Source organism: Myxosarcina sp. GI1(2024) (assembly GCF_053543375.1).
This window is the reverse complement of record NZ_JBKGTY010000004.1, coordinates 207,515-231,918: the sequence shown is the minus strand read 5'-3', so window position 1 is coordinate 231,918 and position 24,404 is coordinate 207,515. Positions and strand designations below refer to the sequence as shown.

Annotated in this window: 17 protein-coding genes and 1 pseudogene; 8 read left to right on the top strand and 10 right to left on the bottom strand. The window is 42.5% G+C overall.

Features of this window, described 5'->3' with window-relative positions; translation table 11 throughout:
- The 4 genes from ACLFKQ_RS18585 (at position 1) to glsA (ending at position 5,918) form a co-directional block, all read left to right on the top strand.
- Positions 1-1,254, top strand: coding sequence for a class I SAM-dependent methyltransferase (locus ACLFKQ_RS18585; RefSeq protein ID WP_449001242.1), 1,254 nt, complete (start codon positions 1-3; stop codon positions 1,252-1,254).
- Complete coding sequence (locus ACLFKQ_RS18580; RefSeq protein WP_449001241.1) at positions 1,255-2,232, top strand: ABC transporter ATP-binding protein; 978 nt, start codon at positions 1,255-1,257, stop codon at positions 2,230-2,232.
- Complete coding sequence (locus ACLFKQ_RS18575) at positions 2,229-3,785, top strand: glycine betaine ABC transporter substrate-binding protein (protein WP_449001240.1); 1,557 nt, start codon at positions 2,229-2,231, stop codon at positions 3,783-3,785. The genes ACLFKQ_RS18580 and ACLFKQ_RS18575 overlap by 4 nt, the downstream gene beginning before the upstream one ends.
- A 105-nt stretch (positions 3,786-3,890) precedes the next feature.
- On the top strand, positions 3,891-5,918 hold the full coding sequence (gene glsA, locus ACLFKQ_RS18570; protein WP_449001239.1) for a glutaminase A: 2,028 nt from the start codon (positions 3,891-3,893) through the stop codon (positions 5,916-5,918).
- A gap of 584 nt (positions 5,919-6,502) precedes the next feature.
- Here the strand turns inward: glsA and ACLFKQ_RS18565 are convergent.
- The 6 genes and pseudogenes from ACLFKQ_RS18565 to ACLFKQ_RS18540 all read right to left on the bottom strand — a co-directional run bounded on the left by ACLFKQ_RS18565 (position 6,503) and on the right by ACLFKQ_RS18540 (position 14,032).
- Positions 6,503-6,934 carry a hypothetical protein gene (locus ACLFKQ_RS18565; protein ID WP_449001238.1) on the bottom strand — a complete coding sequence of 144 codons (432 nt, stop codon included), beginning with the start codon at positions 6,932-6,934 and terminating at the stop codon, positions 6,503-6,505.
- 86 nt (positions 6,935-7,020) lie between these two features.
- Positions 7,021-7,530 (bottom strand): annotated as a pseudogene (locus ACLFKQ_RS18560) (NAD-dependent epimerase/dehydratase family protein); the annotation flags it as partial.
- A gap of 46 nt (positions 7,531-7,576) precedes the next feature.
- Positions 7,577-8,548 (bottom strand): solanesyl diphosphate synthase, encoded by a 972-nt coding sequence (gene sds, locus ACLFKQ_RS18555; RefSeq protein WP_449001306.1) that lies wholly within the window; start codon positions 8,546-8,548, stop codon positions 7,577-7,579.
- Between the two features lie 957 nt (positions 8,549-9,505).
- Entirely contained in the window at positions 9,506-10,342 is an 837-nt protein-coding gene (murI, locus tag ACLFKQ_RS18550; RefSeq protein WP_449001237.1) for a glutamate racemase, read from the bottom strand.
- A 35-nt stretch (positions 10,343-10,377) separates the two neighbouring features.
- Entirely contained in the window at positions 10,378-12,318 is a 1,941-nt protein-coding gene (locus ACLFKQ_RS18545) for an N-acetylmuramoyl-L-alanine amidase (protein ID WP_449001236.1), read from the bottom strand.
- Between the two features lie 271 nt (positions 12,319-12,589).
- A complete protein-coding gene (locus ACLFKQ_RS18540) occupies positions 12,590-14,032 on the bottom strand; it encodes a cation:proton antiporter (RefSeq protein WP_449001235.1) in 1,443 nt (480 codons plus the stop codon).
- Positions 14,033-14,256: 224 nt separating this feature from the next.
- Between ACLFKQ_RS18540 and ACLFKQ_RS18535 the strand changes: the two genes are divergently transcribed.
- On the top strand, positions 14,257-15,756 hold the full coding sequence (locus ACLFKQ_RS18535; RefSeq protein ID WP_449001234.1) for a hydroxysqualene dehydroxylase: 1,500 nt from the start codon (positions 14,257-14,259) through the stop codon (positions 15,754-15,756).
- A 314-nt stretch (positions 15,757-16,070) separates the two neighbouring features.
- Here ACLFKQ_RS18535 and ACLFKQ_RS18530 read toward each other — a convergent pair whose 3' ends face one another.
- From ACLFKQ_RS18530 to ACLFKQ_RS18515, 4 genes are all read right to left on the bottom strand, one after another.
- Positions 16,071-17,033, bottom strand: coding sequence for a pentapeptide repeat-containing protein (locus tag ACLFKQ_RS18530; RefSeq protein ID WP_449001233.1), 963 nt, complete (start codon positions 17,031-17,033; stop codon positions 16,071-16,073).
- A 131-nt stretch (positions 17,034-17,164) separates the two neighbouring features.
- Positions 17,165-17,761 (bottom strand): 3-isopropylmalate dehydratase small subunit, encoded by a 597-nt coding sequence (leuD, locus tag ACLFKQ_RS18525; protein ID WP_449001232.1) that lies wholly within the window; start codon positions 17,759-17,761, stop codon positions 17,165-17,167.
- A gap of 12 nt (positions 17,762-17,773) precedes the next feature.
- Entirely contained in the window at positions 17,774-19,084 is a 1,311-nt protein-coding gene (locus ACLFKQ_RS18520) for a hypothetical protein (protein WP_449001231.1), read from the bottom strand.
- 292 nt (positions 19,085-19,376) lie between these two features.
- Complete coding sequence (locus tag ACLFKQ_RS18515) at positions 19,377-19,775, bottom strand: hypothetical protein (RefSeq protein WP_449001230.1); 399 nt, start codon at positions 19,773-19,775, stop codon at positions 19,377-19,379.
- 69 nt (positions 19,776-19,844) lie between these two features.
- On the opposite strand from ACLFKQ_RS18515, the gene ispF reads away from it, so the two are divergent.
- From ispF to ACLFKQ_RS18500, 3 genes are all read left to right on the top strand, one after another.
- Positions 19,845-20,324 (top strand): 2-C-methyl-D-erythritol 2,4-cyclodiphosphate synthase, encoded by a 480-nt coding sequence (gene ispF / locus ACLFKQ_RS18510; protein ID WP_449001229.1) that lies wholly within the window; start codon positions 19,845-19,847, stop codon positions 20,322-20,324.
- Positions 20,325-20,547: 223 nt separating this feature from the next.
- Positions 20,548-21,288: a peptidylprolyl isomerase gene (locus ACLFKQ_RS18505; RefSeq protein ID WP_449001228.1), complete on the top strand. Its 741-nt coding sequence runs from the start codon at positions 20,548-20,550 to the stop codon at positions 21,286-21,288.
- A gap of 13 nt (positions 21,289-21,301) precedes the next feature.
- A complete protein-coding gene (locus ACLFKQ_RS18500) occupies positions 21,302-24,349 on the top strand; it encodes a peptidase domain-containing ABC transporter (RefSeq protein WP_449001227.1) in 3,048 nt (1,015 codons plus the stop codon).
- Positions 24,350-24,404 lie beyond the last annotated feature (55 nt).

Genomic DNA, 24,404 nt, shown 5'->3' with positions numbered 1-24,404 from the left:
ATGCAATCGGTTGGAGCGAGAACTTATAGTACTGCCGTCAGCGAAGGTAAATACGACCTCTATGTCGGTAATTTATTTGGCAAATACGATAATGTTCGTACCTACTGGGAAGATCGTTTAACTCGAATTGCCCTACGCCCTTTTTTAAAAGAACTGGTCGATTCCTGTCAGAAACAAAACCGAAAAATCCGCATTGTCGATCTTGGCTGTGGTGCGGGACAAGGTTATCAAATTTTGACTATGATCGACCGTCGCGACTTAGATTTGGGTTTACAACATCAACGGGTACTACCAGAAGCAAATATCGAAACTTATTTAGGTTTGGATATTTCTCAAGCAATGGTCGAAAAAGGCAACGAACTTTTTGAAGATAAAGCTAACGTTAACTTTGCCCAAGAAGATTTGAGCATGGGTTTGGGGGAGTTCAAAACCACAGAATCCCCCTTTGATATCTATTTTTCTTCTTACGGTTCTCTGTCCCATCTATCTAGAAAAGATTTGGTAACTTTGTTGCAAGATATTTGCGAACATGGTCGCGATAATAGTCTAGTAGTGCTAGATTTTTTGGGACGATACTCTATTGAATGGCCTGATTATTGGTCCGCTCAAACCGAAACAGAAAAGGTACGGGATTATTCAATGAGTTATTTGTACCCGGACGCAACCCGCAAACATCTAGATATCGAAACCTTTCCAATTCGATTTTGGACTGGTGAAGAAGTCAAACAACTGACAGAAGAACTAGAAGCGGCTACAGGAATTGGGGTTGAAGTTTTAAAGTTGATGGATCGTTCGGTAATGGTAGGTCGTCATACTGATACTAGAGAATATAATTCTTTGCTCAAACCAATTCGCCGTTCGATTAATTGTCTTCACGAAGATTACTTGCGTACCGATTTGCAAGAGTTGATCTTAGATCCCGCAATGATTCCCCAGTATTCCCCAGTAACTGCGTTTTTCAGGCAGCTAATTGAATCTTGGAATATTATCGTAGAATACTGTCAACAAAGACTCGGGCAAAATATTTCTTTAGTTAATTTGCAAGGATGGCATCAGTATTCTAAACCCTTACAATTTGCCTTAATGACAATCGACCGCGTTATCGCCGATGTCAGTTGGATGTGGTACGGTGACCCTAGAGCCAACATTATTGAGCCTCAGCTGGGTTATGCCCTACGTACTCTAGAATACGAAATGCAGCAGGGATTGGGTTGCGGTCATGGTTTGGTAGCAATTCTCAAAATCAACAAATAAATGAGTCAGTTTGCGATTGAGACGATCGCTCTTACCAAAAAATATCCAGGAGTTACGGCGGTCGATCGCGTTTCCTTTAGTATTGCTCCTGGTGAAACTTTTGGCTTAATCGGCACGAGCGGTTGCGGTAAAACAACTACACTCAAAATGCTCAATCGTTTAATCGAGCCGACTTCTGGGAAGATTTTCATCGAAGGAGAAGATATTCGCCAATCGAAGCCGGAAAAACTCCGTCAGGGGATCGGTTATGTAATTCAAAATACGGGATTATTTCCCCACTACACCGTTGCCGAAAATGTTGCGGTCGTCCCACGTTTGCAGCAGTGGAAAGAAAAACGCATCGGCGATCGCACTGCTAAATTATTAAAATTAGTGGGCTTGCCACCCGAACAATTTACCCGACGCTATCCCCGAGAATTGAGTGGCGGACAGCAACAAAGAGTAGGCTTAGCTCGCGCTCTCGCTGCCGATCCGCCCATCGTACTTTTAGACGAACCCTTCGGAGCATTAGACCGCATCACTCGCAGTCAAATTCAGCAAGAATTCAAACAATTAGAAAGCTTGCTTAATAAAACAATGGTGCTAGTAACCCACGATGTCATGGAAGCAGTTACCTTGTGCGATCGCCTGTGCTTGATGGATCGCGGTAAGGTAGAACAAATTGGCACTCCCAAACAACTGCTGTTTCAACCCCATAATGCTTTCGTACGCAATTTTTTTGACACCAATCGCTTTCAGTTAGAATTATCCGTCACAGAATTAAAAGAATTGTTACCCTGTTTGCAATCTCTGTCTACTACAGAAATTCCGCTAAAACAATATCGTCCAACCCAAAGCTTACTAGAAGTGCTAGAAGATGTGGAGGCATCATCCCTCAAATCTTCTCTAGTAGGAATCGGCGATCGCCACAAGCGTCAAATGCTCGTTACCAATTGCCAAGAACTGCTCAATGCCTTCTATCAATATAAACAATCATGAGTCTCTGGCAGTTTTTTCTCAGTCAAAAAAGCGAAATAGCCGAACAAACCGTAGAACATATCGGTTTAACCGTTATTTCTCTGGCGATCGCCATCGCGATCGGGGTTACTATCGGCATTATTTTAACCCGCTATCCTCGATTAGCCGAGCGCGTCATCGGTGCCGTGGGAATTATTCAAACTATTCCCAGCGTGGCGCTGTTGGGTTTTCTCTTGCCCTTGTTGGGTATTGGAGTTACTCCGGCGATCGTAGCTCTATTTTTATACGCCCTGCTGCCGATAGTGCGCAATACCTACGCAGGTATCGAAGAAGTAGATAGTTCGATTAAAGAAGCGGCTCGAGGAATGGGAATGCCCGACCTGCAAATTTTATTTAAGGTAGAGTTACCTCTAGCGATTGCAGTAATTTTTGCCGGGATACGTACTGCGGCAGTAACAACGGTGGGAGTGGCTACCCTCTGTGCGTTAATTGCTTCTGGCGGGTTAGGGGAGTTTATTTTTCGGGGTATTGCCCTAAATAATGTCAATATGATGTTAGCAGGTGCAATTCCTGCCGCAGCTTTAGCTCTATTATTGGATTTCTTACTCGGAGTCGTTCAGCGTAATGTAATTCGCTCGCTCAAACCAATGGCGATCGCCGCGACATTTTTACTAGCTCTGGCTGTATCTTGGCTAATCGTTCCTCAATTTCTAAATAATTCTTTTCAGGCAGGATTTACCGCCGAATTTATGGAACGAGCCGATGGCTATCCTGGTTTAAAAGAGCATTACGATCTCAGTCTAGATACTGTCGAACTCGACCCTGGTTTAATGTACGAAGCAGTTAAAGATGGCAGAGTCGATCTAATTAGCGGTTTTGCCACCGATGGCAGAGTAAAAGCTTTTGATTTAACTGTTTTAGAAGACGATCGCAGTTACTTTCCTCCCTATTATGCCGCTCCCGTAGTTCGAAGGGAAACTCTCAGACAATATCCTCAACTGCAAGAGGCTTTAGCAAAACTAGCAGGTCAAATTTCTAACCGAGAGATGGCAAGATTAAATTACCAGGTAGACAGTCTCAACCGTCCTACATTACAAGTAGCCAAAGAGTTTCTGCAACAGTTGGGCTTGAAAACGCAAACTACTCGTCAGGGTGCCTCAGATATTATTATTGGTTCTAAAAATTTTACCGAACAATATCTCTTGGCAGATATGATGGCGGTAGTTATCGAAAACTATACCAATCTCGATGTGGAATTAAAAACAGGGTTAGCAGGAACTAAAATTGCTTTTGATGCTTTGGTAACTGGCGCGATCGACATCTATCCCGAATATACTGGTACTGGTTTATTAGTTATCCTTCAAGCAGATGAATCAATTCGCGATGCCATTATTAGAAAGCCCAATGAAGTTTTCGACTACGTTCGCCAACAGTATCAACAGGGTTACGATCTCGAATTGCTCGCCCCTTTTGGCTTTAATAATACTTATGCCCTAATGATGCGTAGCGAAGATGCAGCAGAGATGGAGATCGAGACAATTTCTCAGCTTAAAAACTATTTAGAAACCAATTAATCTGCGAAAATTGTTAATTTTCTAAAGTAACTTAAATTACAGTTCCCTGCAACGTATATGATCCAGACTGGTTGATAGAGTCAACCGCGATCGCACTTTCTCTAAATGAACGATGAAATTAAATTTAACTGTTCGACTTACGATTTTTCTTCGTTTGACAAATCTTTAAACGGCTTTCTTGAAGATTTGTACCGTCAATATTTACCTCTCAAACAAGGAGAGGTAGCTGCCAACCTTCCCGAACTCGTCAATATTGACCCCGATTGGTTTGGAATTAGTGTAGTTGGTGTCAACGGCGATCGTGCCGAAGTTGGGGATAGCGAGCGATTATTTCCCATTCAGTCAATTTCTAAACCTTTTGTCTACGGACTGGCACTAGAAACCCGGGGAGAAGAATACGTTCTCAATCGCATCGGAGTCGAACCTACAGGAGAACCATTTAACTCGATTATCGAACCAGAGGAAATTTCTAAACGACAGTATAATCCACTGGTCAATGCCGGCGCGATCGCAACTACGAGTTTAATTCCTGGTGTAGATGCCCGAGAACGTTCGGCTCATCTCCAAGAAATGTTTCGACGGTACATTGGCAGAGAGATACAGATCGATCGAGCACTATTTCAATCTAAGCTCAATGACGATCGCCTCAATCGGGCGATCGCCTATATGATGCTCAACTTCGAGCTAATTGAAGGAGAAATCGAGGAAATTCTCCAACTCTATTTTCAGCAGTGTTCTTTAATGGTGAACACTCGCGATTTGGCAGTTATGGCAGCTACTGTAGCTAACAATGGTATCAATCCGATTACTCAAGAACGCGCCCTCGAGGATAGCTATGTCAAAAATATCCTCAGCGTTATGTATACCTGTGGTATGTATGATTTTTCGGGTCAATGGGCTTACAAAGTGGGAATTCCCGCTAAAAGTGGTCTATCTGGGGCAATTATTGGTGTCGTTCCCCAACAAATGGGCATTGCTGTTTTTTCTCCCCGTCTGGGGAAACATAAAAAAAGTCATCGTGGAGTTAAAGTTTTTGAGACACTTTCAGAACGGTTGCAATTACATATTTTCACTCCGATTCATTTATCGCCAAGCAACACCGAACGCTCTCGTCCCCAACCGATACAGAGTCGCCAATCGCAATTTGTCGGTCATCGCGACTTACTCTCAAATCTTTTAGATAGGGAAGCAGCATCAGACAGCCAAATCGTAACTGAATTTTTAGAAGAATTATATCGACGATGTTTGTCTCTAAGAACGGGTCAAATTTATCAAAGCGAACCGGGCTTAGTTGAGATCTCTCCAGATTGGTTTGGAATTTGTATTGCTACCGTAACCGGGAAAATTTATGCAGTGGGAGATTGGGAAATTCCCTTTTTAATTCAATCGATCTCTAAAGTCTTTGCTTACGGTATGGCTTTAGAAGATTGGGGCAGAGAGCAGGTATTAACTAAAGTAGATGTCGAACCTACTGGAGATGCCTATAACTCCATAATCAAGCTAGAAACTCAGTCCAAACGCCCCTACAATCCCATGGTTAATACAGGAGCGATCGCCATTACCAGTTTAATTCAGGGTAACAGTTCCGCTCGCCGTCTCAATCGAATTCTCGAGATGTATCGCCGCTATATCGGACATCGAGTTTTTATCGATACACCAACTTTAGTTTCCGAGCAGAATAATGGCGATCGCAATTGGGCAATTTCTTACTTACTACGCAATTTCAATATAATTTCTGGCGACATTAAGTCAACTCTCGAGCTTTATCTTCAGCAATGTTCTGTCATGCTTAACTGTAGGGAACTAGCTATCATGGGTGCCACCCTAGCTAATCAGGGAGTCAATCCCATAACTGGAGAACGAGCGGTTAATTCTGAGTATGTTAGAGATTTGCTGAGTGTGATGTATACCTGTGGTATGTATGATTTTGCTGGCGAATGGGTTTATAAAATTGGTTTTCCGGCTAAAAGCGGCGTGAGTGGGGGAATTGTTAGTGTAATTCCTGGAATAATGGGATTAGCTGTATTTTCACCTCTGCTCGACCAACGTGGCAACAGTATTCGAGGGATTGAAGTCTGCGAACAACTTTCTCGATACTATAAACTGCACATTTTCAATCGAATATCGAAATGATATTGGTTGCAAAAATCACTGCAATTGAAGTTGGAATTGGGTCGAGAAGATTTATTGGAAGAAGTCAGCAGAATCAGGGAACGATTTTAAAGTGGGGCATAGTTATCGCGTTATTCTTATCTAAACTCTCTACAGCGAGCTGCGAGAAGCGAGGCGATTCTTCTGATAGTGCAAGTTCCAGCAGACTTTCCTTTACTTGCTCTATGTATCTGTAGCTTTCTTGCGCCGATGGCTCACCATTCATTAGCTCTGACAGTTGCCACCCGGCTTCAAAGACTGCTTCATGCATCGCTCGCCGACTGAATTGTTTCCCTTCTTCTGGCACTAGCTGGGCATAAATTCCTTGTAGCGTCTTGTTCGGACTGAGAATTATCCGGTGACGTAACCGCAGATATGGACAAAGCCTTCATCCCGGCAGAAAAGAGCTCGCTAGGGGGCTATGCCAGCAGCAATTGTCGGCGGGATTCCAATCAGTGGCAACATTGTGGTTAACTGTCTTGACACTGCTATTTCTCTAGCTTATCTCCCGATCGCCTTTTTCAGCGAATAACCTTCCCAGTCATGTAAAGACTATATTTGACCAGCTATTTATTTATACAATAAGCATTAATCCGTACTACTGTCTCTTGCTGTAGTTTTCCTGCAGAATGAGCGCGATCGCGAGCGTCTTTAAGGGCAGCCAAATTTTTATTTTCTCTGGCTTGGACAGCATCCAAAATCGCTTTCCTATACAGTTGATAGACTTCGGCTAAATTATGTTTGTATTCAATTAATTCGATATCCTCTGTAGGTAGAGTTTCAAGTTGTCTGGCTGAGGTGTCCATCAAATTTGCTACTTCTAACCAAGTTTTCCTCTCTGAAGTATCGGCTATTTCCTCGGCGATGCTGGTAACTTGACGGGCAATATTAAAAATCTGCTCGCATTGAGTACCTTGAGTTTGCCCACAGCTAGATAAGATTGTGGCGATCGCCAAGCAACTCCACAACCTTAGAAGCTCGTTCCGATAGTTAAACATTAAGTCGGAGATTTTAACCCTTTGTCAGAATTTTGCTTGTCGTGGTTTAGCCATGACGCTGTTGAAGCCATCGCCAAGCATCCTGATGATTTTAAACCCTTAGCTGTATCAAAATCTCTTAAAATTTGCTCCACCATCTCTTTACTCACTGCATAGGGACTTAATGGACTGTAGGGATGGGTTTCGGTCATCGGAATTTCTTGGGGCATTCCGTAAACGGCACAGGTAGAAGAGAACACAAATTTATCTAAGCCGTGGGTCAACATGGTTTCTAATAAATTTAGGGTACTAGAAACATTGTTGCGATAGTATTTTCCTGGTTCTTTGACCGACTCTCCAACGGCAATATAGGCAGCAAAGTGCATCACCGCAGCGATATTATGAGTAGTAAATAATTTATCTAGTAAGGAGCGATCGCTAGTGTCTCCTACTACTAACTCGACTCGAACCACTTTCTCGATTAATTCTCGATGCCCGTAGGATAAATTATCGAGAACGATAACTCGATAACCTGCTTGCTTGAGAGCTAGTGAAGCATGAGAACCAATATAACCAGCACCACCGGTAACTAAAATAGTAGGTCGTTCGGATAACACTAATATTTCTCAGATAAACGCCATCAACCACGTTTATGGATTGAATTCAATATATACGACTGAGAACATAATTGGTAAGTTCTTTTAAAGCTTGAGTAGAATCAGATGAAGTCAAACAGGTTAAATTATCGGCAGCAAGATGAGCATGATAGGCGGCTAATTCCCGAGATCTTCTGATTCCATCGCTAGCTTCAATTATTTCTAAGGCTTGCTGAAGATCGTTTACTTCGGCAAATTCTCGTTCGACTAGGGTTTGTAGGCGAGAGTTATGTTCTAAAGCATAAAGTGCGGGGGCAGTTAGATTACCGCTAGCAAGATCTGAACCTGCAGGTTTGCCTAATACCTCGGTAGCAGCAGTAAAGTCCAAAATGTCATCGACAATTTGAAAGGCTAAACCTAGATGACGACCGTAGTTGTAAAGGTTGTCACAAATTTCTGGGTTTACTTCGCTTAAAACAGCTGCTGCTTTAGCACTATTAGCAATTAGCGAGGCGGTTTTGTAATAGCTTTTTTCGAGATAGCGCTCGATCGAGAGACTAATATCAAAACGATTTAAACCCTGAAGAATTTCTCCTTCGGCAAAATCTCTAATTACTTCGGACAATAGTTTTACTACCTGGAGATTATCTAGATTAGCCAAATACCAAGAAGATTGAGCGAATAAAAAATCTCCCGCTAATACAGCAATTCGATTGTCAAAGAGACTATTAACTGTTGCCACATTACGGCGCAGGTCTGCTTCATCGACTACATCATCGTGTACCAGGCTAGCAGTATGAATCATTTCCGTAATTTCTGCTAGACGGCGATGACGATGAGTTAGACTGCCATTACTCGTGGTTGACCGCGAGACTAACAAAACAATGGCGGGTCGAATCCGCTTGCCGCCTGCTGCAAATAAATGTTCGGCAGCGGCACCCAAAATTGGATGACGTGCGCCGATTAGCCGTTTTAAATTATCGGTTAAAGTCTGTAAGTCCCGCTCTACAGGAGCTAATAACGAACTAGTAGAAAATATCATTGTTAAGCCAAACCTGGCAATTAATTTATTTAAGAAAGTTTACATATTATTGTACTTATTTTAAGTAAACCTAACTGTAAAGCCAAGTGTCAACCGCAGGTAAAGAGTTAGTCAAGTAGGATGTTAAGCTTAGTTTTCAGTAGGGGAATATTGCTAGTTGTTATGTTATTCTAGGATGTAGAAGTTTTAAGAAAACTAATACTAGCAAAACCAAATGCAATTCGTGCCAATAAAATCTTGATTTTATTTTAAGTAAACCATACAATACTTAAAAAGTTTTTGTAGATTTAAAGGCACTGCTCGATAAGCAGACCCTAAAACCTTTAGGTTTTGAAAATAATTAATAGCTCATTCGAGCCGATATATTTTTTGCATTTAAATCTAATGTTTTCTAATAACTCGATCTTTAAAGCCCTAACTTGCTTGATGAGATCGCGGCAAAAGCCAAACTTATAAGCGTTATGAAAATAAAGCACTCGCTCTGCTTTATTTTCATAAATTAATCCGCCATAGTGCAGCAGCCCTCGAATGGGCTTTGAGCCATTTGGCTCTGTGTTTTTCAATAGGAAAAACTATAGCTAAGGTACGGCAAAGCGTGCTGTCACCGTCGGTCAAATGATAGTACTTACGACTTGGTGTTTGAAAAGCCCTTAGCACTTAAGTAAAGTGCTAATTAAAGCTAATTAATAATACACTTCAGTCGTAAAGTGGACTTTTCATCGTCCCAATTTAACCCTTACACTTACACATTTCAAATTACTTGTCTGATGCAATACGGAAACTTACCTTTGTTTATACCAATTCTAGCTGCTGTCTACCTTTTCACTATTTATGGAGTATTAAAATTAGCCGAACTCCAAAAAAAGCCTAAGCCTCTTTCGTCAGGAAAGATTGAAAAAGCCAGCAACTAACTATTTGAGTTGACAACGAGAAATGTTATTCTAACGAGAAATGTTATTCTAACGAATTAAAAGTCACCAGTTGTCTTGGTGACTTTTTTACATTTATCCGCTCGACATGGGGAGTAAAACCCAACCACTGGCGAGATAAGCTGGCAAATTGATGGGGCGAACCGCTGACACAAAAGCGAGTTGGCAAAGCCGACAAATTATTTTTGAGTCCCATAATTGATAATTCTTTTTCCGCAGCCATCAAGATATATTTTGCCGGATCGATAACTCTAACGTCTGATGGTAATATTGTGCCGATCACACCTTCTAAATGCCGATAGTGAGTACAGCCATAAATTAGAGTATCGATATTTTGCTCTAAAAGAGGTTGTAAGTAACGTTGGGCAACCTCTCGCGTATAGCTAGAATAGACTCGATTTTGTTCGATCAGAGGTACGAATTCGGGGCAGGGCATCTGCCAAACCAAAGTTTGGGGAGCGATTTCTTGAATAGCGTGACGGTAGGCATTACTAGCTACAGTAGCTGGTGTAGCAATTACCCCAATCCGTTTGCCCGTAGCAACTGCGGCTCTAGCACCGGATAAAACAACTCCTAGAATTGGAATATCATATTCTTGCCTGACTATTTCTAAGGCGAGTGCCGAACTAGTATTGCAAGCCATGACGATCGTTTTGACACCTTGACCGCTCATCCAGTCCAAGATTTCTCGTACGAACTGTAAAATTTCTTCTGGCGATCGCGTACCGTAAGGAAGTCGAGCCGAATCGGCGAAATAAAGCACGGACTCTTGAGGCATTTGCCGATAAACCTCTCTTAGTACGGTCAGTCCTCCTACACCACTATCAAACAAGCCAATTCGAAGCTTGGATTTTTCTAACATTAGAATTTTATTAGACAAACGTGCTGATATTAAATTTATAGTTTATTTTCTTTAATATATTGAATAATTCCTCTAGCGATCGCCTCTGCTATTTGACGGCGATGATTGGGATCTTTGAGCCTGGGAGCATCTTCGGCACCCGTAACAAAGCCGACCTCCACCAATACAGCAGGCATAGTCGAATGTCGCAGCACGTAAAATCTGGCTCGGCGGATATTACGATTTTTAATGTTGACTCCATTGAGAATGCTCCAGTGAATCACCTCTGCCAAACGGCGACCGCTTTTATAGTAATAAGTCTCTAAACCGTTAACATCAGGACGAGATAGACTGATGGCATTAGCATGAATACTGACAAACAAATCGGCATTAATGTTATTAGCATAATCAGTTCTGCCCTGAAGGCTGACAAAATTATCTGTATCTCTGGTCATTCTGACATCAATACCTTGTTGGCGCAGAATGTCAGCTACATCCACAGAAATCGGTAGCACGATTTCTTTTTCGTACAAACCATTACCCACGGTCCCCGGGTCTTTCCCACCATGCCCCGCATCGATAACTACCGTTGCTCGATTGAGGGGTGGAAGGGGGCGAGCTGAAGAGCGTTCGGCTTGGGGAACGTCGAGGGATTGAGGGGATATCAGTGCGGTATTACTACTGGGAAGCAGTGCTGCTCCTGGTTGAATGGGAAAAGCAATCGCTCTGGTTTGGGGAGAAATTCGTCCTACACGAAATCTCAATCTAGTAGTAACCGCTATGAGTACTGAAGTAGCTTCCTGCCGTACTCTAATTTGAGAAATTGGGCTATCTGCTTCTAGTTCTGGTCCTTCAAAGTTTTCTGAGAGTTCGGCATTGTCAATTCTAATTTCATAAACACCATTAGCTCTTCTCGTAGTAGCTGCCGAAAAATCGCGATCGCCACGAATTTCAAGCTGAGTCCGATCGTCGACCAACTCAATCTCTTCGATCGCGGTAACTTCGGTTCTGGCTGGTAATGGCTTAGTGTTTCGCAATTCTGAAATTTCCTCGAACCTCCCGTTCTGCTCAGAATTTTGAGACCCAGTAATGTTACTTGGTAGTTCCTCTGAGGTTTTAGTTATCGAAGATGTAGTAGTGGGGTCAGTTTCGGGGAGTGGTCCCCTCGGAACCAAAATCAAGCCTCTAATGCGACTGAAAGTTGCCAGCCACTCAGGACTGCCTGCTGACACTTTCAAACTCATTCGGGCGACAGGAGGAGAAGTAGAAGTTTGAGTAAATTCAATCTCATCTACGCCATATTGACTGACTGCTACCGATTGAGAAGCCAGATCCGTAGGAAGAGTTACTCCCTCTAAATCGAAATTTAGACGATCTCCTTCTCGACTGGAGGTAATCTGATTTTGGCGACTGCCATCAATACCAATAAAAAAGCCGTTACTAGTAGTTCTCACATAAGCAGAATTACTAACCGAACGGGAATAATTGCTGGTTGTCGAGTCAGAATTAGGTTCCCTCAGAGCGGGTTTATCTATAGTCGGATAGTTAGGTCGATCCTCAGCAGGATTGGGACGAAGAGTTTCAGGTTGAGAAGCCGTCGAGATCGGAGCAACTCTGGGAGTAGGAATATTTACCGTCCATTGAGTAGTAGAAATTCCGCGAAACTCAATTTCATCGGGATCGATGGTGTAGCCGGGGGCAAATTCAACGACGATTCGTGCTGTTTGAGGCTCGGGTTGTCCGATACGAAACCCCCTAATTGCACCACTGTAATTTTCTTTAACAGTTTCTCTGCCCAAAGTCGTGCCCGGTAAATCGATTACCAAACGAGTAGGACTCGTAATTAACTGCGCTTTTGGCTGTACTGCCTCGTCGGTAATAAAAACTAAGTTGTTGTCTCTTGATTCAAACTCCCAAGAAATTAATTTTCCTGCTCTAGCAGGGAGACAAAACAGAAAAATCCCCAGAAAACTCGATAATAGCCAGTGAAATCTCACAATTACTGCTCCTCACTTTGAAGTAGGCAATGACTTAAAATTACTCTCATGCTTTTTTTAGTCAACCCAGTTAGAACTCTATAATATACGCTGTTAGATCTCGATCGAATGGACGTAAATCCAGATAAATAAGTTTCATAGAATACTTTAGGCGAATTGGGAAAAAACGATCGTGTTTTTCTGATGAATTTCGCCCGCGACTCTCGTTCTACCCTAATGAATTTGATTAAATCGGGTCTAAGGCGCGATCGCGCCTTCCGAGATTGTACCGCTACTCTTCTAAAGAAGGAGCAGAATTCGATTGAGCTACAGCTTCTGTTTCTTTAAACACCAAGCGTAGCAGAGGAGGAGCGATAAAGGTAGTTAAAATTACCATCATGATAATTGCAGCTTCGGTAGACTCTGCTAAAGCTCCGCTAGCAGCACCAACTCCTGCAAATACCAATCCGACTTCTCCTCTAGGAATCATTCCCACACCAATCGAGAGTTTGTTTAGATTTGGTTGACCAAAAACAGTAAAACCAGTTATAACCTTCCCCAGGATAGCAACCAAAATTAAAAATGTGGCAATAATTAATCCTTGCCGATTGCTGGGAACGGCTGGATTGAGAACGCTAAGATCGGTTTTGGCACCTACAACGACAAAAAATACGGGTACGAGAATATCGGCAACGGGAATCACTTGTTCTTCTAATTCTTTGCGTTTTTCAGTTTCAGCCAAAATTAAGCCTGCGGCGAAAGCTCCGAGAATTCCTTCTAGTTGAATTGCCGTGGCGATGTACGAGAGAGAAAAAGCAAAAATTAAACCAGTCAGAATCACCTGACCCCTGGTTTTCATTTCGTTTACCAGTCCAACCAAATAGGGACTAACCAAACGACCAATTAAAATCGAGCCGATTAGAAACGCCCCAGCATTAAAAATTAAAATGCCAATATTGATAACTTGAACTTCGCCAGTTTTCACCAAACTAGCAACTACTGCCAGAACTACGATACCCAAGATATCATCTAATACCGCCGCTCCAATAATAATTTGTCCTTCTTTAGAACCAAGCTGTCCCAATTCTGCTAGAACCTTAGCAGTAATGCCAATACTAGTGGCGGTCAGTGCTGCGCCCGCAAAAATGGCAGGCACTACGGGAACGTCAAATATATAAACCAAACCAGCCGTACCAGCCGCGAAAGGAGCCACTACTCCTACTACAGCTACTACTGCTGCTTGAGGTCCTACTCGAATTAGTTCTTTAAGATCGGACTCTAGACCAATCTCAAACAGCAGAATAATTACTCCCAATTCCGAAAGCAGACTAATTACTTCACTTTGAGTAGCAAAAACCGAGCTAGCTGATTCTGAAGTCAAGCCTGCCGTACTTTGAAGGAAACTAATAATTAGAGAATCTTCGGCTACCCCGCCACTTTCAGGAAAGATTAATAGGCGAAAAGCAGAAACGCCAATTACAACTCCACCGACTAATTCTCCTAAGACTGGAGGTAAATTAATCCGAGAACAGATTTCCCCTCCGAGTTTACTGGCAAAATAAATAATTACTAAACTTAGTAAAACCCCTGCCAGAATTAGAGTACCTTCTTCAGCACTAGATTCAGTGGCAGTTTCGGTCGTGACTTCTGTAGCAGCGGCGAATAAAGAATAATCGGTTGAGTAAGAGGGAGTTAGCAGCCAATTCCAATTGATTAGATCGATAATATCGCTCATATTTACGGCCTGAATTTCGTTTTATCTAATTTATTAGCTTATCGTTATCCCTTCAGATATTGCGTTTACTCTGTACCTGTAAAATTTATGCTATGGAAATAGCGATCGCCGCAAATTTGAGATTTTTTTGGCGTTGCCGACAAATTTTTAACTGACATCTCTCGTACCAGCTAAACATGTAATCTTGATTAGTATAAAACGCAATACGATAAATAATTAATAAAATGTCAAAAACCGAGAAAATTTTGGTAATTGGTGCGGGTTGGGCTGGTTTGGGCGCGACTGCTCACCTGGCACGACAGGGCTACGATGTCACTCTACTCGAAGCTGCACCGTATCCAGGAGGTTTAGTAGCTGGCTGGAAAACTCCAGAAGAAAGAGCGGTAGAAGGTGGTATTCATGGTTTTTGGTATCCTTACCGCAATATTTTTAGCCTAGTTAGAGAACTCGGTCTCGATCCCTTTACTCCCTTTACGCGTTCCTCTCAGTATTCACCTGCGGGTTTAGAAGTAGAATCACCCATATTTCAAAATAAGCCTCGTTTGCCTTCGCCGTTGGGTACTTTTTTCTACACTCGCTTTAAAAGATTACCCTTGAGCGATCGCCTGTCGGCTCTTCCTTTACTATATACAGTAATAGATTTTGATAATTCAGATGAAGCTTGGGCGAGATACGATAAAGTAACCGCTAGGGAGTTATTCAAGCAGTTTGGCGTATCTACAAGACTATACCGAGAATCTTTCGAGCCGATGCTGTTAGTTGGCTTGTTTGCTCCCGGAGAGCAGTGTTCGGCAGCGGCAGCCCTGGGGATGCTGTATTATTTTATCTTGGCGCATCAGCCCGATTTTGATGTGGTCTGGTGTCGCGGCACCGTTGGAGAACGAATCTTCCAACCCTGGATCGAAAACATCAAACACTTTGGGGGGAAAGTATTAACCCATAAGAGAGTTAGCGATATCGTTCTAGATGAAGCAGGCAATGCTACTGGAGTCAAATGTGGAACGGAATTTTTTGCTGCCGATGCGGTAATCTCGTCAGTTAGCGTCAGTGGCATAAAAAAAATAGTTGAAAATAGCAGTACCCTCAAAAATTACCCACAGTTTCGCAATTTAGCAGAGCTTAGAGGTATTAATGTGTTAGCTACTCGACTATGGTTCGATCGCAAAATTGACGTTCCCCTACCTTCTAATGCCTGTTTCGGATTTGATGTTAATGTGGGCTGGACTTTCTTCGATCTCAATGCCTTACAAGATGAATATCGCGCAGAACCCTATACGGTAATCGAGGCTGACTTCTATCATGCCGCTCGACTGTTACCCATGAGTGACGAGCAGATTATTGCTAAAGTGCAGCGTGACTTGGCTACCTGTATTCCCGAATTCGCTAAAGCAAAAGTAATCGACAGCAGCATAATTCGCGTTAAAGAAGGAGTCACTCACTTTTTTCCCGGCAGCTATCAAAATTTATTATCCGCTCGAACTCCTATTCCCAATCTCTTTATGAGTGGCGATTGGATCGTAACCAGACACGGTTCTTGGTCGCAAGAAAAAGCGTACGTTACTGGCTTAGAAGCAGCTAACTTAGTTATCGATAAATTTGGACGGGGAACTCGAGCCAACATTATCCCCGTAGAATCAGACGAACCCCATATTAAAGTTGCCAGAAATATTAATAAAACTTTACGGGATTGGGCTAAAATTTTACCTAATTATTGGCTGCCATAAACACTCTAAACTCTAAATTATGATGAGTTAATCTTTTTAGCGATCGCAACTAGAGTTAATTTAAGAACGAGCGATCGCTTCTTAGACAAATTTCTGTAAGTTAGTTATGTTATTAGTCCCTTATTAATGATAGATGTCTCATCAGGAGCGAAAATTAACTATCAACAATTTATTCAATACCATTGGTTTCTGCCAAATGTCCATTTTAAACGTGAGTTCGATAAAAACAGAAATTATTAGTCTCTTAACGAAATTATAATGGTTTCATGCATACGAAAGAATCAGGCTTGAAGCCTCTGTCAAATTCACGTATTTTAAGGATGAATACTACCATCTGGCATTACTGCATCTCTCCAGTTAATGTTGCTGAGAACACATTGGTGAAGAATAGCTCCCCTCAAATCGGAATCTCGAAGATAGACATCAATTAAACTAGCGTGGTGTAGGTTAGCTTGCCGCATATTGGTTTTATGTAGTGAGGCAAATCTTAAATTGGCATCTTGAAGAGATACTCCTGCTAGGTTGGCATTAGTGAGATTGGCAGAACGTAAATCTAACCTACACGGTTGGTTTAATCCCGATAAATATAGCTCTGACATAGTTGCTAGACTACTATTTAGCTCTTTTAAAACCGCACCAGAAAGACTAGCACCCTTTAAGTTGGCACGGCGTAAATTCGCTCCCTTCAAAATCGCTCGCGGCAAATTGGCTTGTCTTAAGTTGCTTTCACTCAGGTCTGCTTTATTGAAGTTTGCTCTAGTTAAATCGGCACCAATCAAATCTGCCTGACTGAGATCGGCACGACTGAGGTCGGCGCGACTGAGATCGACTCCACTGAGATTGGTATTGCTGAGGTCGGCACGAGTGAGATTGGCACCCTCGAGATCGACTCCAACGAGATTGGCACCACTAAGGTTAGCGTCGCGCAGATCTGTATTTTTAAGCGAACACTGATTGAGATTGGCATTGCTGAGATCTACTCGCACTAAAATAGCACCTTCTAAATTCGCCCAGCTAAGATCGGCATTGGTTAAATCTGCGCTTTTTAAGTTTGCTTGGGTTAACTGCGTTTTAATTAGTTTGGCATTGATTAAATCGGCACGACTTAAATTGGCAAAGGATAAATTAGTACCGCTAAAGTTAGCCCAATCGAGTTCGGTGCGACTGAGATCGATCTGGTTGAGTTCTGCTTTAATAATTTGTATTCGACTTAAATCACTGCGACTGAAGTCTCTTTCTCCTGTTTGATAATTTTCCAGTAACTCTTCAGTATTCATTTATGTAAATTAATTGCGATCGCAACTTAGCGATATTTGTCCAGCATCTATAGTTCCCGATCGCCGAGCCAAAAACAACAAACAACAATTTAAATAGAGAAGTAACAGCTTAAAATTCCACCAAACAAACTTTATCCACTTTGCCAGTTGAGGTAGGGCAACTTAGAGGCAGCAGTGCGAATCGCGTTGGCGTTAGCGGTCAACTGCCCACAATTATCCCAAGTGCCTTCTAAAAACATCTGGCGCGAACCTCGGTTCATTTCTACGGAAACAGAGAGCGCGTCACAAGTAACCTGCATAGTTTCTAAATCTACTGTCATCGCTGCCTGGGGGTTTTCTGCCAATATCTCTTGTAACCGTTCGATCGCCTCTGACGTAGCCACTACACAGGGAACCCCAATTGCTATGCAGTTACCCAAGAAAATTTCGGCAAAACTTTCACCGACGATCGCCTGAATCCCCCATTTAGCTAAAGCTTGCGGAGCGTGTTCTCTAGAGGAACCACAGCCAAAATTATTGTTGACGACTAAGATATTGGCATCTCGATACTGAGGTAAATCGAAGGGATGGTTTCCTGCTGCCGAGGCGCGGTCGTCTTCAAAAGCATTTTTACCCAAGCCATCAAAAGTAACGCAGCGTAGAAACCGTGCGGGGATAATGCGATCGGTATCGATATCATTCCCCACTACAGCTACACCTCGTCCGGAAATACGCTTAATTTTGTTCATCGTTTTAATTGCCTAAGAATCGGATTGTAATCTTCGTTGCCATTCGCGATCGATTTTATCGGCATTATCGATATTTTGATCGAGCAGATCGGTTTCGGTAGTGTAGGTAATATCGCGATCGCCGATTACTTTTTGTCGAGCGAACTGGCTGGCATAGTTAATTTTTTGACGCAAAGAAGTATCGGCATTCTCCAAAGCGATCGCTCTTTGCTGTCGCAGTTGATTGCGTGTGGCAATTTTTTGGTTGCGCCCCTGAATCCAAAAATAACGTATTAAAGGAATAGTCAAAAAAGCGACACCATAAGCCAGTAGAATGCCGTAAATTGAAGCGACAAAAGCAACTAAACTGCCCAATTGCGTCGCGATTCCACCTCTTAATAGGGAACCCAGCACTAAAGCCAAGACTAAATTTAGCACTCCCAAACCGATTGAAAGCATAATTTGATTGCTGCTGGCTTGGCTAAAACGCCACAACTGTTCTTGCAGATAAGTCGCAGGCGATCGCCCTTTTCTTTGACTTGCCATTACCTGAAGTTCGGGGAAATAATAAATTATTTCTCCTTGGGGGGAAACTTCGGGATAGCCATTAAACCGACTGAGGACGGGTAGCATATAGTCTTCGTATTCGTCGGTTTCATCGACATAGGGAGCGATTTGTTCCCCTACTACTGCTCCGTTGTTGTCGCGAATTACTCCAGCGATATTTTGCCAACGTCGGGCTTCTAAGTCGGCGTTGGGATTGCCGTCGCCAAACAAGAAAGAAAATATCGCCTCAAAAAAATTCATCTGGTTTTGTCCGCTCCGCCCACTCGTCTGTCTGAGGCGTTGCCGACGACGGTAGTTATCATAGTTGGGGTCGAAAAACCAAAAAATATCGGGACCAAACCAAAAGCGAGGTAGAAATACGAAACCGCCACCACCTCCACCAAAGCTACCGCCTCTGTCATTATCGTCGCGACTAGAACTGACGGAGATGATGATAATGGCGATCGCCGCCAACATGAGAAAAATGGAGGCAATTAAGACGATTCCAAAGGAAATCCGAATAATGTAGAATAAAATTCGCCAAACGCGACTCCACCACTTTTGCCATCTTAATTTCCAGTATTTATTACGCAGGATCGAACGGAAGTTTTTGGGAAATAAATATACTACATCTCCCGACTCGGCAACTTGTAGGTGTCCTCCTGCATCGGTAGCTAATGCCAATAGTCCCTGCTGGGCTAAATTCAGTTCTATTCCCGCCTGGGCTGCCACGTCGCCAACGGTAACGCGATAATTTAGCTGTTCTACTGACTGAAGAATTTGAGGATTGGGAGTCATGCTCTAGAATTAAAGGTAAAAAATCGAATAAGACTTTACTGAATACTTGTTTTGTCTTTAACTATAAACTACCTAACAGCTATACACTGACTCACATAACAGCCAACCGCTTTTCTCGAACGAGGCTTACAGCTAAAAATAATGGGTAAAAGTCCCCACCCCGTAAACCATGCAAGACAAGCATTGAGATTGGGTATAAAACTCTATTCAAATGCCAGGCTTAGAGCTGATAGCTTATAGCTTTCATATATTCTATCGTTTTCCCAATTCCTACTTGTTAAGTTCGCTGTGGTTAAAACCGAAAACCGATTTTGCCGTTAAAACCACGAATTGAGTGATAACCCCCACCCAAGATTAAGTTGCCCGTACCGAAATGCACACCTCCGGAATAGGCAACCGTATCGTCACCCGAATAAATTCCCAATCCTACATAAGGAGAAACTATGGGAAGGGGTAGGAAAGTTAAAATATCTCCTCCAGTCGCACCCTCCTTACCCGTACCGATTTCTAGACCAAAATTTAACAATCTAGCTCCCGCACCGTAAGTAAAATCCCCTTCATTACCGCCTAAAGTCACCCAAGCCTGGGGCAAAAGTTGGCAAGAGCCGGGAGCGACATTTACCGTAAAGATACCTGTGGATAAAACACCGAGATAAATTGCCAATTTAGAAAAAGTAGATTTACTTAGCATAATTTTCAACTTTAATTGCTAATTTATCTAGGATAATTCAACTAATACCGTTAAAAAGAATGGAAAAAGATGAATATTCGTATCGGTAATGGTTACGATCTCCATCGGCTAGTAGCGGGAAGACCGTTAATTTTGGGTGGAGTAGATATTCCCCACGAGCTAGGATTGTGGGGTCACAGCGATGCTGACGTGCTGACTCATGCCATCATGGATGCGATGTTGGGGGCTTTAAGTATGGGAGATATCGGACATTATTTTCCTCCCAGCGATCCTCAGTGGGCGGGAGCAGACAGTATATTTTTACTAAAAAAAGTTGCGGATTTAATTTATTCTCAAGGCTGGCAAATTAGTAATATTGATTCTACCGTGGTTGCCGAACGTCCGAAACTCAACCCATACCTCAAAGCCATGAGCGATCGCCTCTCGACAACTTTGGGCATTAGTGTCGATCGCCTAAGCGTAAAGGCTACTACCAATGAAAAAGTGGGACCGATGGGTAGAGAAGAAGCTATTTGTGCGTATGCTGTAGTGCTACTCCATCATCCCTAAGCTTGAATTCTTCTTAAAAAACCTGTAGTAGTAAGGCTCGTGTCATTCTCTTTAAAGTAGGTTAGGTTTGAATAACTAAATCAATCATGAGGACTCAATGTCAAGATTTATCAATTTATGTTTATGTAAATAAAATTTGGGCAAGTTTTACTCAATTACTACAGCAAGTTAATAGATTAATTTTTGTCAATCACATAATTTTCACTCAAACTAAATTAAGAATATGAGCGTAGTTTTAGAAATAGACGATAAAGTTTACACGGCTCAAGATCTGGTGCCTTTGTTGGAAAAGTATCAAATGTTGCCTATGTTAGCTCAAGAAATCGTAGTCGATGAGGTACTTGCCAAGGTTGAATGTACTGCAGAAGAAAAAAAGCAAGCATACCAACTCTTTTACCAGCAAAATCATTTAGCTTCAGAAGAACAAGTAGCAGCCTGGATGGATAAACAAGGTATGCAGCCAGAACAATTAGAGGAGCTAATTACTAAAAAAATAAGACTGGAAAAATTTAAAGAAACTAACTGGGGTAATAAAGTAGAAGCCTATTTTGTCAAGCGGAAACCACAATTAGACCGGGTAGTTTATTCTTTAATTCGGGTTAACAAGGCAGAAATCGCTCAGGAGCTTTATTTTCGCATTCAAGAAGACGATCGTACCTTTCAAGAACTAGCTATGGAGTATTCTTTGGGCACTGAGGCGCAAACGGGAGGACTGATCGGACCCGTAGAAATTAATGCACCACATCCTAAAATAGCTCAAATTCTAGCTACTTCCAAACCAGGTCATTTAGTTCCTCCGACTCGGGTTGGAGAATGGATTGTAATTATTCGACTGGAAAACTACATTTCTGCTCAACTCGATCCATCCACTCGGCAAAGGATGCTAGACGAATTATTTCAACAATGGCTCAAAGAAGAAGTGAAGCATAAAGTGTCTTTCGTACCCAGTCCAGTCCTCTCGTAAGGCGTATTTTAACATGACTAATCCCAACGCTACCAATACTATTAATACTAAGGTTATCGAACAATTTCTGTCCCTAGTTCCTCAATTCAATCAGCTGCCTCAAGAGGCGCTCGCTGAGTTGGCAAGGAAACTCAAGCCATTGCGATTTGGCATGGGGAAAGTAATGATCGTGCGCGAAAAGATGCAGGGGCAAATTGCGATCGTTTCTGAGGGGGAAGTCAGAGTATTAGGTTACGATCCCAATACTAAAATGCCCATTACTCTTGACAAACTCAAACCAGGAGAAATTATTGGTTGGGTAAATTTGGCCAGAGGAGTACCCTGTGAAACTGCGATGGCAAGTACTGAAGTAATTTGCCTCGCTCTAGACAATCAAGAATTTCTCAAGCTGATGGCGCAATATCCTCAGCTACAAAATGAATTTAGAGCCAAAGCTGCCAAAGTTGAAGTATTCGACCTTTTAGCTATTCAGCTAGAACATCGGGCGCAGGGAGATGTAGAACTATCTAGCTTGGCAACTAAAATAACTCCAGAAGCCGAAGTTTACTATCTACCTCCAGGAGAACATGAGGTAAATGCCGAAATAATTAGACCTTTAAAAGACTCCGAGCGCATCTGGTTGGTCAGTGGTGGAGGTGAGATCGCTGATTTTCCCGTTGGTAGCCGCCTAAAATTAACCCCAGAACGTAATACCATCAAGGTTACAGGGAACAAACCCGCTCGTTTGATTTCTATACCTCGTAGTAAATGGTTTGAAGTAGAAGAGGTTACTTCAACAGTCGAGGGAGGAGCTGAAGAAACCGATAGTTATCAATTGCTACCGCCAGATTTTGGCGATGTTCCTGAGGCAAGTGGTCCTTTACCAGAAGATACGACATCACTAACTGTATACTCAGACCAAACTACTTCTGAGCCGAAGAAATATCCTTTTTTTGCGGGTAAAACTACTTTAGATGTTGGGGTTGCTTGCTTTCAAATGTTGAGCAAGTATTTTAAAATGCCTTTTCGCCAAGAGGTAATTCGCCGCGTGCTTGCCGAACAAATAGAAAGAACGGGAACTCTTTCTCTTCCTTTGTGCGGTGCCGTTTCAGAGTTGATGGGACTCAATCCCCAATTAGTCAGTATTCCCGCTAAAGCAATTACTCGTATCGAGGGACCTTGTTTGGTTCGCTGGCAGGACAGCCTGGCATTAATTTACGAGCTTAACGAGAATGAATTAGTTATTGCCGTACCAGAATTAGGAATTCGTCGCTTAAAACCCCAAGAGTTTACTGAAACTTGGGGGGAGGGTGGCGAAATCCTGTTGTTGAAAAAAACCAAAGAAACTCCCCAAGAACGTTTTGGTTTGAGTTGGTTTCTTCCTGCCATATCTAAATACAAACGAATTTTAATTGAAGTTTTTATTGCTTCTTTTTTCGTTCAGCTCTTCGCATTGGCTAATCCCTTGATGATTCAGGTAATTATCGATAAGGTAATTAACCAAAATAGCGTTGATACCCTAAGTTATTTGGTCTTTTTCCTGATTGTTATTAACATTTTTGAGGCTTTACTTACTACTCTGCGTACTTACTTGCTGGTCGATACGACTAATCGGGTCGATTTAACTCTAGGTTCAGAAATTATCGATCACTTGTTACGCTTGCCACTAAGATACTTCGAACGGCGACCTGTAGGAGAAATTTCCACTCGGGTAAACGAGCTAGAAAAAATTCGCCAGTTTTTGACTTCAGTTGCAATCACAGTAGTTTTGGATGCAGTATTTTCTGTGGTCTATATCATTGTCATGCTGCTATATAGTCCTTTATTGACAGCAGTATCTCTGGCAATCGTACCCGTGTTCGTGGCTCTGACTCTAATTTTCACCCCGACAATTCGCCGCCAGTTAAGAGTTAAAGCCGAACGCAACGCCGAAACTCAGTCTTATTTAGTAGAGGTACTAGGAGGAATTCAAACGGTCAAAGCTCAAAACATCGAGCTGCGATCGCGCTGGCAGTGGCAAGAACGCTACGCTCGCTATATCTCGACGGGTTTTAAAACCGTAATTACTTCCACAATAGCCAACTCTAGTGGTCAATTTCTCAACAAACTTTCCAGCGTTCTGATTATTGGTTTGGGTGCATTTTTAGTCATCGACGGCAGACTGACTTTAGGACAGCTAATTGCCTTTAGAATTATCGCCAGTTACGTTACTCAACCAATCATGCGCTTGGCACAGCTCTGGCAAAACTTTCAAGAAACTGCCTTATCTCTCGAACGGTTAGCAGATATTGTCGACCATCCAGAAGAGGGAGAAGAAGACCGCAACAATATTCCCATGCCGATGATTAAAGGTAGAGTCAAATACGACAATGTCTCCTTTCGCTTTAAAAATTCCGGACCGCTGCAGTTGAACAACGTCAGTGTCGAATTCGCTCCCGGTACTTTTGTGGCAATCGTCGGCGAAAGTGGAGCGGGTAAAAGTACCATGACTAAGCTCTTATCCCGTCTTTACGAACCCCAAGGTGGTCGAATTTTAGTTGATGGTTACGACATTAACCGCGTCGAACTCTATTCTTTGCGTCGTCAGATTGGGGTCGTACCTCAAGAAACGCTGCTATTTGAAGGTTCGGTTCTCGATAACATCGCTCTAACCAACCCCGATGCTACTACAGAAGAAATTATTGCTGCCGCTCAAATTGCTGCCGCTCACGAGTTTATCATGACTCTGTCTAATGGTTACAATACCAAAGTGGGAGAGCGGGGTTCTTCTCTTTCTGGAGGTCAAAGACAGAGAATTGCGATCGCTCGTACGATTTTACAACAACCCCAAATGATGATTTTGGATGAAGCAACTAGTGCTTTAGACTTTACTACCGAACAAGAAGTCTGTCGCAATCTCAAACAAGCCTTAAAAGATCGTACCGTGTTCTTTATCACTCACCGTTTGGGCACGATTAAAAATGCCGATACGATTGTGATGATGGATTCTGGTTCGATTGTCGAGCAAGGAACTCACGAAGAATTAATGGCTCTTAAAGGACGCTATCATTTCCTCTATCAGCAACAAGAATCTTCAGTTTAAACTCAATCTTGTCTAATTGAAAATTACAGCCCAGTTGCTATTAAGATAACTGGGT

Coding starts and splice junctions, on each gene's coding strand:
- ACLFKQ_RS18580 (WP_449001241.1), top strand. CDS start 1,255: ATGAGTCAGTTTGCGATTGAGACGATCGCTCTTACCAAAAAATATCCA.
- leuD (WP_449001232.1), bottom strand. CDS start 17,761: ATGAACAAAATTAAGCGTATTTCCGGACGAGGTGTAGCTGTAGTGGGG.
- ACLFKQ_RS18565 (WP_449001238.1), bottom strand. CDS start 6,934: ATGTTTAACTATCGGAACGAGCTTCTAAGGTTGTGGAGTTGCTTGGCG.
- ACLFKQ_RS18520 (WP_449001231.1), bottom strand. CDS start 19,084: ATGACTCCCAATCCTCAAATTCTTCAGTCAGTAGAACAGCTAAATTAT.
- ACLFKQ_RS18575 (WP_449001240.1), top strand. CDS start 2,229: ATGAGTCTCTGGCAGTTTTTTCTCAGTCAAAAAAGCGAAATAGCCGAA.
- glsA (WP_449001239.1), top strand. CDS start 3,891: ATGAACGATGAAATTAAATTTAACTGTTCGACTTACGATTTTTCTTCG.
- murI (WP_449001237.1), bottom strand. CDS start 10,342: ATGTTAGAAAAATCCAAGCTTCGAATTGGCTTGTTTGATAGTGGTGTA.
- ACLFKQ_RS18530 (WP_449001233.1), bottom strand. CDS start 17,033: ATGAATACTGAAGAGTTACTGGAAAATTATCAAACAGGAGAAAGAGAC.
- ACLFKQ_RS18535 (WP_449001234.1), top strand. CDS start 14,257: ATGTCAAAAACCGAGAAAATTTTGGTAATTGGTGCGGGTTGGGCTGGT.
- ACLFKQ_RS18515 (WP_449001230.1), bottom strand. CDS start 19,775: ATGCTAAGTAAATCTACTTTTTCTAAATTGGCAATTTATCTCGGTGTT.
- ispF (WP_449001229.1), top strand. CDS start 19,845: ATGAATATTCGTATCGGTAATGGTTACGATCTCCATCGGCTAGTAGCG.
- ACLFKQ_RS18585 (WP_449001242.1), top strand. CDS start 1: ATGCAATCGGTTGGAGCGAGAACTTATAGTACTGCCGTCAGCGAAGGT.
- ACLFKQ_RS18505 (WP_449001228.1), top strand. CDS start 20,548: ATGAGCGTAGTTTTAGAAATAGACGATAAAGTTTACACGGCTCAAGAT.
- ACLFKQ_RS18500 (WP_449001227.1), top strand. CDS start 21,302: ATGACTAATCCCAACGCTACCAATACTATTAATACTAAGGTTATCGAA.
- ACLFKQ_RS18540 (WP_449001235.1), bottom strand. CDS start 14,032: ATGAGCGATATTATCGATCTAATCAATTGGAATTGGCTGCTAACTCCC.